Consider the following 6548-nt stretch of genomic DNA (forward strand, 5'->3'; position numbering starts at 1 on the left):
CCGCGACGGCGGCCGTCCCGATGGCGGACGTCCGCCCCGGCGGGATCGGTTCGAGCCCGGCCGGGTGCGTCCCGAGCGCCGTGACGAGGGCCGTCCCGCCCCGCAGCAGGAGCAGCGCCCGCAGCGCCGCGAGCGGGCTCCGGACCCGGATTCGCCCTTCGCCAAACTCGCGGCTCTCAAGGCCCAGCTCGAAGCCGGCGATGGCGGCAAGCGCTGACGTGGCGGGGCTTTCGGGAACAGTGCCCGATGTGAGAGGCGCTGAAGCGGGACGCGCCGAGGCCTGATGAAGCCGGGGCGCCAGCGTCTCGACAAATGGCTCTGGTTCACCCGCTTCGCGCGGAGCCGCTCCCTCGCCGCCGCCCTGGTGGAGGACGGGTTCGTCCGGGTGAACGGCACACGCACCGACAACCCCGCCAAGGGGATCGGCATCGGCGACGTGATCACCGTGGCCGCCGCCCATGTGACGGCGGCGGTGCGGGTGGTCGATCTCGGCGAGCGGCGCGGACCGGCGACGGAGGCGCGGCTCCTCTATGCCGATCTCTCCGCAGGCGCGAACGCGCTGCCCGACGACCCGGACTGATCTGCGGCCGGCACGGTGTGTCCCCGCCGCACCGGCTTCGTCCTCGTGATGTGCCGACTGCTTGTCAGCCCCGGTGACAGGGGCTAGAGCCGTGCGAAACAAGAGGGCGGCACGTGGCCCATGGGCGCGTTAACGGAGCCGTGCGGAGACCGGGTCTAGAATCCCGGCCGAAACGGGCCCGGGTCGCGGACCTGCCCGAACACGGATTGAGGCTGAAGGGCAAATGACCTACGTCGTCACCGACAATTGCATCAAGTGCAAGTACATGGACTGCGTGGAAGTCTGCCCCGTGGATTGTTTCTACGAGGGCGAGAACATGCTCGTCATCCATCCCGACGAGTGCATCGATTGCGGCGTCTGCGAGCCGGAATGCCCCGCCGAGGCGATCAAGCCCGATACCGAGCCGAGCCTCGAGACCTGGCTGAAGGTCAATGCCGATTACGCCCGGAGCTGGCCCAACATCACCCAGAAGAAGGACGCGCCGTCCGACGCCAAGGACTGGGACGGCGTCTCCGGCAAGTTCGAGGCCCATTTCTCGGCCTCCCCCGGCGCCGGCGACTGAGACCGCTCCCGCCCGAGGGATCGGGCCAGTGCCGTCGCGTCACCCGTTCACGACGCAGTCCCGCGCCGACCTGCGCCTGCGGATGCCGCTCGCTGTTCCGCCGGGAACATGCGCCGATCGTGTCGGCCGATAGGCTGATCGCCCTTACGCGGTCGGTCCGAATGTGCCGCATGACGCCGCATTCGAGCCGGTTTCCGACGGCAGCGTCACGGGGGCACGCCCCTGGTAGGGTCCCACGCCGGACGATGCGGTAACCGTGCAAAACATCGGCCTGGCCGGTGGCGCACCCGTGCTCTGCGTCGGCAATCCTTTGATTCGGTGCCCGGTTTGTGGTATGACGAGCGCCTGCCGTCGTTCGTGCCTGACGTGCTGCCTTTGGCTGCCCAAGCGGTGGTTTCCAAACTTTTCGACCGGGCCGATGTCCCTCTTTGGGAGGTCGTCTCACCGAGATGAGGCGGCATGCGATCGACCGCTGGGGGCACCCGTGCCTTCCGCGGCCCCGATCGCATGGTGTGGATGATCGGCTAGCCTGGGACCCGCCGTGCCGATGTTAGAGAGCATCGTCGGCTGGCGGACAAGGGGCTTGAGCCGGGTCACCCACCCCGGAAATGAAGTTCGGCGCGACTCGATGCGCGCGCGATGTTCTGGAGGCGCTTCTCGCATGACCACAGCCAAGAAGACGACGGCAGGCCGCCAAGGCTTCAAGACCGGCGAAGCGGTCGTGTATCCGGCTCATGGCGTCGGTCGCATCACCGCGATCGAGGAGCAGGAGATCGCCGGCTACAAGCTCGAGCTGTTCGTGGTCTCATTCGAGAAGGACAAGATGGTCCTGCGCGTCCCCACCGCCAAGGCCAACAGCGTCGGCATGCGCAAGCTCGCCGAGCCGGAACTCGTCAAGAAGGCCCTCGACGTCCTCACCGGCCGCGCCCGGATCAAGCGCACGATGTGGTCGCGCCGCGCCCAGGAATACGAGGCCAAGATCAATTCCGGCGATCTGCTGTCGGTGACCGAGGTCGTGCGCGACCTCTACCGCTCGGAGGCCCAGCCCGAGCAATCCTACAGCGAGCGCCAGCTCTACGAGGCCGCCCTGGACCGCGTCCTGCGCGAGATCTCGTCGGTGAACCGCATCACCGAGACCGAGGCGCTCAAGCTGATCGAGCAGAGCCTCGCCAAGTCGCCGCGCCGCGCCAAGGGCGAGGCGGAAGCCGAGGGCGAGGCCGAGGCGGATGTCGAGAGCGACGACATCCAGGAAGAGGCGGCCTGATCGGTCGCCCTCCTCGCCAGAAGCATCGTCATCGATGACAATCCGGGCCCGGTGCACCAGCACCGGGCCTTTTTCTTGCCGGATCGCTGCAGGCGCCGCGCCCCTGCCCCAAAGTGCCGCAGCGTCACATCCCCTGTCAGGCCAAGCCTGCGGAACTATCGGTCGGACGGCTCCGTTGTCCGATGCCTGGGCCATGACCCCGGGCCTGTGCCCACGCTTTCGGACCATCCGGCTCCTCGGACCGACGGAGCCTCCTGCGGCGCGTGCACGCAACGGACAAAGGCGGAGGCGGGAATGGCGGACATCGCGGGGATACGGCGACAGTTCATCCGTACGGCCATGGAGGCGCCCTTCCTGGCGCGGGACGAGGAACGGGGTCTCGCAGTCCGCTGGAAGGACGAGCGCGACGAGCACGCCCTTCACCGGCTCATCTCCGCGCATATGCGCCTCGTCATCGCCATCGCCGGACGCTTCCGCCATTACGGCCTGCCCATGGCCGACCTCGTCCAGGAAGGCCATGTCGGCCTGATGGAGGCGGCGGCCCGGTTCGAGCCCGAGCGGGAAGTCCGGTTCTCCACCTACGCCACCTGGTGGATCAGGGCCTCGATCCAGGATTACATCCTGCGCAACTGGTCCATCGTCCGCGGCGGCACGAGCTCGGCACAGAAGGCGCTGTTCTTCAACCTGCGCCGCCTGCGCGCCCGGCTCATGCAATCCACCGAGGAGCATGTGGGCGACGAGATCCATCGCCGCATCGCCACCGCCATCGGAGTGTCGCAGCAGGACGTCGCGCTCATGGACGCTCGCCTCTCGGGGCCGGACATGTCCCTCAATGCTCCCGTGGGCGAGGAGAGCGAAGCCTCTTCCGAGCGCATGGACTTCCTCGTGGACGGTGCCGCGCTGCCCGACGAGACCGTCTCCGCCTCGGTGGATGGCGAGCGGCGTCTGACCTGGCTCAACGAGGCGCTCACCGTTCTCTCGGAGCGCGAATTGCGCATCCTGCGCGAGCGGCGGCTGACCGAGGACCAGGCGACGCTCGAGGCGCTGGGCCGCCGTCTCGGCATTTCGAAGGAGCGCGTCCGTCAGATCGAGAACCGCGCCCTGGAAAAGCTGCGCCGTGCCTTGGCGGAACGCTTTCCGCAGACCGCCGGCAACGTCTACGTCTGACGCGGCGTCCGGACCGAACTCGGTATTCGCGGCCATCCTCGAGTCGCGGATTCAACTCCAGCGACACATTGTTTCCGCCGCCACATACGTGGCAGGCTCGCCGGATGAGAATCGCCACACAGAGGCCCTTGATGGCGTTCGTGCTGCTCGTGGGGATCAGCACCGCCTTAGTGGCCGCCACGGCCATCACGTATCGTCTCTCGCTGCTGATGTCGCTCGGCGCGTTCTACTGTGTGCTGGCCATCTGCCAGATCGCCTACCTCGCTTTCGTCGTGGCCCAAGAGCCGGAGGGCGCATCCGAGCGATCGATGGCCGGCAGGGTTCCGCCACGCTTTCGCTGACCGCCGTGGCGGATGTCGTTCATGAATGAAACAACGGCCCTGCCTCCGCCTTCGCTTCGCACGCCAGTGACGAGCCGTGTTCCGCCACGGGCGGTGCGGGCGACGGGATGACGACCGCCGCACCCGACACGGATGGTCGAGTGACGGTGTGGGACATCGATCTCGCTCCCGCCGCCGCCCATCGTGACGCGTGCCTGGCCCTCCTCTCCGACGACGAGCGCGCCCGCACCTCTCGCTTCCTCCGCGACGAGGACCGCCTCCGCTACGCGGCGAGCCATGCCGCCCTGCGCCTCGTCCTCGGCCATCGCCTTCGCACCGACCCGCGCGGCCTCGCCTTCGGCACCGGGAGGGCCGGCAAACCCCATCTCGCGGGCGTCTGGGCCGGATCATGCCGTTTCAGCCTGTCCCATTCCGGCAGCCGAGCCCTGGTCGGCCTTTCCGCCTCGGCGGAAATCGGCGTCGACGTGGAGGAGATGCGCCCGATGCCCGATCTTCTCCGCATCGCCCGTGCGCATTTCGCGGCGAGCGAGATCGCCGATCTCGACTCTCTCGCTCCGGACAGGCTGACGCCCGCATTCTTCGCCTGCTGGACGCGCAAGGAGGCCGTGGTGAAAGCGACGGGAGAGGGGCTCTCGCTCCCCCTCGACAGTTTCTCCGTCTCCGTCTCGCCGGCGAAGGCGGTGCTGCTCTCGATGCCGGGCGGGGCGAGGGAATGGAGCCTGCATACGCTCCCGACGGCACCGGGCTATGCCGCCGCCCTCGCCGTCGCGGCGGCCGATGCCGGCTTCGTCCGTCGTGCCCTGCCGCCCGATTGGCCGGACCGCATCGCCGCTCCATCGCAACAAGGCCGATGATGGCGCTTGCGGCTCCGCGCCGGCCTCGCTATACGTCCGCTCGCCGGTGGAGACGCCGGCCGTCGGAGTGTAGCGCAGTCTGGTAGCGCACCACGTTCGGGACGTGGGGGTCGCAGGTTCAAATCCTGCCACTCCGACCAAATTTCCCGAGAGCCTGCAGTCTCTTACTGCTCCCCTGAAAATCGAAGCCTCACAGCGCGGAACGGGTGGCGAGCGTCGTTTCCACGGCACAGTGAAAACCCGCCGCGGCGCGAGCCGGGCGGGTCTGTCGTGAGAGCCGGGGACTGCGCGGAAACGCGGTCTCAGTACCCGTAGCGGTAGGCGCGACGGTAATGCTGATCCTGGCGGCGCAGATGGGCACTGTAACGATCGCGCTGCATCTGCCGACGGACATGCTTGCGATAATTGTGCTCGGGCGAATGGCCGTAACCGTAGCGATAGCCGTACTGGACCGTTTCGGCGGCCGGCGGCTGTCCGAGCGAGGCCGCTCCGGCCGCCAGAGGCGCGGCCTCTGCCGTCGACATCAAACCGGCACAGACGAGCGCGGCCGACAATGCGATTGAGCGTAGATCTCTCATCCGAGGTCCTTCCTTGAAGCGCGGGACCGGAATGTAGGTCACGGAAGCTTGGCTTCAATCGGAAATCCGCACCGGCTTTCGCCAAGCGGGATCGGAGGATGAGCCGTGCGGTCCCGTCCGCATGGCGGGCGATGAGGTGGCCACCGTCGCCCGGACGCTCGACCTCGGACCCTTCCGCGAACCGGCCCGATCACGTCCAGGGACACTCGCCGCCCGGACCGATTCTGGCTGCCGGCACGCCGGGAAGCGTGCCGCACGACTTGATCGGCATGTCGATGCGTGAACCGGAGACGTGATCTGGCCAATCCCGGAAAGACCAATGTTTTCAAGGGATCAACGGCTCGAAGCCGAATGGTGCCCAGGGACGGAGTCGAACCGCCGACACTGCGATTTTCAGTCATGTAACTTCGGCCTGCGTTGGACATTCCTGGACTCAGTCGCCATGCGTAAGCCGTTCAATTCGTTGTATTATTAGTCTAGCGACGTCCAGGGGGATGCGCTATCATCAGCTACCTTTTGTGCCCCCCGTGTGCCCCTGGCCTTACTATGCAGAAGCCCCTTACTGACGTTCTAGTTCGTGGCGTGCCCGCTCCCGCATCCGGTCGTATCGAGTTGAGCGACACCCGCTGCAAAGGACTGGAGCTTCGTGTCACGTCGGGGGGCGCAAGATCTTGGTCTTTCCGCTTTCGTGACCCCCGATCCGGCCGAGTGACACGAGCGACGATAGGGGCGTACCCTGAAATAAGTCTCGCAGACGCTCGGGAACGAGCCAATGGCCTGCGGCGCTCAGTTGCAGCAGGTCTCAACCCTGTCGAGGAAAAGCGACGTGAGCGAGAGGCGTCCAACACAGGTACCTTTAAGGCACTCAGCGACCGCTATCTCGAGGAGCACGCCCGACGGTTTAAGCGGTCAGCCGCCGCCGACGAACGAAACCTTCGGCTACATGTTCTGCCCAAATGGGCCAACCGGCGATACGATGAGATCCAGCGCCGCGACGTTATCGACCTTTGCGAAGGAATGGTGGCGGCTGGAACTGCCACTAACGCAAATCGTGTCCAGGCACTCATCAGCTCGGTTTTCAGTTTCGCTGTCGATGCGGACCTAACAGGGTGTTGAAGAAGTCCGTGGCGTGAGGGGGCTTGGCATGATTCACTCCGTTCCGGCAGCGGACGGGGAAGTCAGATGCGAGGCTTGGATCAACG

Annotated in this window: 9 protein-coding genes and 1 tRNA gene; 9 read left to right on the top strand and 1 reads right to left on the bottom strand. The window is 66.7% G+C overall.

Features of this window, described 5'->3' with window-relative positions:
* The 8 genes from ACFQ4G_RS21635 to ACFQ4G_RS21670 form a co-directional block, all read left to right on the top strand.
* Nucleotides 1-217: hypothetical protein (locus ACFQ4G_RS21635; protein WP_379041084.1), on the top strand; the 217-nt coding region annotated here is incomplete at its 5' end.
* 66 nt (nucleotides 218-283) lie between these two features.
* Entirely contained in the window at nucleotides 284-580 is a 297-nt protein-coding gene (locus tag ACFQ4G_RS21640; protein WP_238206051.1) for an RNA-binding S4 domain-containing protein, read from the top strand.
* A gap of 223 nt (nucleotides 581-803) precedes the next feature.
* Entirely contained in the window at nucleotides 804-1142 is a 339-nt protein-coding gene (gene fdxA / locus ACFQ4G_RS21645) for a ferredoxin FdxA (RefSeq protein WP_238206049.1), read from the top strand.
* Nucleotides 1143-1803: 661 nt separating this feature from the next.
* Nucleotides 1804-2406, top strand: coding sequence for a CarD family transcriptional regulator (locus ACFQ4G_RS21650; protein ID WP_238206047.1), 603 nt, complete (start codon nucleotides 1804-1806; stop codon nucleotides 2404-2406).
* 294 nt (nucleotides 2407-2700) lie between these two features.
* Nucleotides 2701-3573, top strand: coding sequence for an RNA polymerase factor sigma-32 (locus ACFQ4G_RS21655; protein WP_238206045.1), 873 nt, complete (start codon nucleotides 2701-2703; stop codon nucleotides 3571-3573).
* Between the two features lie 131 nt (nucleotides 3574-3704).
* A complete protein-coding gene (locus ACFQ4G_RS21660; protein WP_238206043.1) occupies nucleotides 3705-3914 on the top strand; it encodes a hypothetical protein in 210 nt (69 codons plus the stop codon).
* 107 nt (nucleotides 3915-4021) lie between these two features.
* Nucleotides 4022-4768, top strand: coding sequence for a 4'-phosphopantetheinyl transferase family protein (locus ACFQ4G_RS21665; protein ID WP_238206041.1), 747 nt, complete (start codon nucleotides 4022-4024; stop codon nucleotides 4766-4768).
* A gap of 63 nt (nucleotides 4769-4831) precedes the next feature.
* Nucleotides 4832-4908 (top strand) — tRNA-Pro (locus ACFQ4G_RS21670).
* Nucleotides 4909-5070: 162 nt separating this feature from the next.
* Here ACFQ4G_RS21670 and ACFQ4G_RS21675 read toward each other — a convergent pair.
* Nucleotides 5071-5346: a hypothetical protein gene (locus ACFQ4G_RS21675; RefSeq protein WP_238206038.1), complete on the bottom strand. Its 276-nt coding sequence runs from the start codon at nucleotides 5344-5346 to the stop codon at nucleotides 5071-5073.
* A gap of 546 nt (nucleotides 5347-5892) precedes the next feature.
* On the opposite strand from ACFQ4G_RS21675, the gene ACFQ4G_RS21680 reads away from it, so the two are divergent.
* Nucleotides 5893-6462, top strand: coding sequence for a tyrosine-type recombinase/integrase (locus tag ACFQ4G_RS21680; RefSeq protein WP_379041088.1), 570 nt, complete (start codon nucleotides 5893-5895; stop codon nucleotides 6460-6462).
* Nucleotides 6463-6548: the final 86 nt, after the last annotated feature.

Source organism: Methylobacterium marchantiae, from assembly GCF_042679825.1.
Classification (GTDB): domain Bacteria; phylum Pseudomonadota; class Alphaproteobacteria; order Rhizobiales; family Beijerinckiaceae; genus Methylobacterium; species Methylobacterium marchantiae.

Coding starts and splice junctions, on each gene's coding strand:
- ACFQ4G_RS21650 (WP_238206047.1), top strand. CDS start 1,804: ATGACCACAGCCAAGAAGACGACGGCAGGCCGCCAAGGCTTCAAGACC.
- ACFQ4G_RS21680 (WP_379041088.1), top strand. CDS start 5,893: ATGCAGAAGCCCCTTACTGACGTTCTAGTTCGTGGCGTGCCCGCTCCC.
- ACFQ4G_RS21655 (WP_238206045.1), top strand. CDS start 2,701: ATGGCGGACATCGCGGGGATACGGCGACAGTTCATCCGTACGGCCATG.
- ACFQ4G_RS21665 (WP_238206041.1), top strand. CDS start 4,022: ATGACGACCGCCGCACCCGACACGGATGGTCGAGTGACGGTGTGGGAC.
- ACFQ4G_RS21660 (WP_238206043.1), top strand. CDS start 3,705: ATGGCGTTCGTGCTGCTCGTGGGGATCAGCACCGCCTTAGTGGCCGCC.
- ACFQ4G_RS21675 (WP_238206038.1), bottom strand. CDS start 5,346: ATGAGAGATCTACGCTCAATCGCATTGTCGGCCGCGCTCGTCTGTGCC.
- ACFQ4G_RS21640 (WP_238206051.1), top strand. CDS start 284: ATGAAGCCGGGGCGCCAGCGTCTCGACAAATGGCTCTGGTTCACCCGC.
- fdxA (WP_238206049.1), top strand. CDS start 804: ATGACCTACGTCGTCACCGACAATTGCATCAAGTGCAAGTACATGGAC.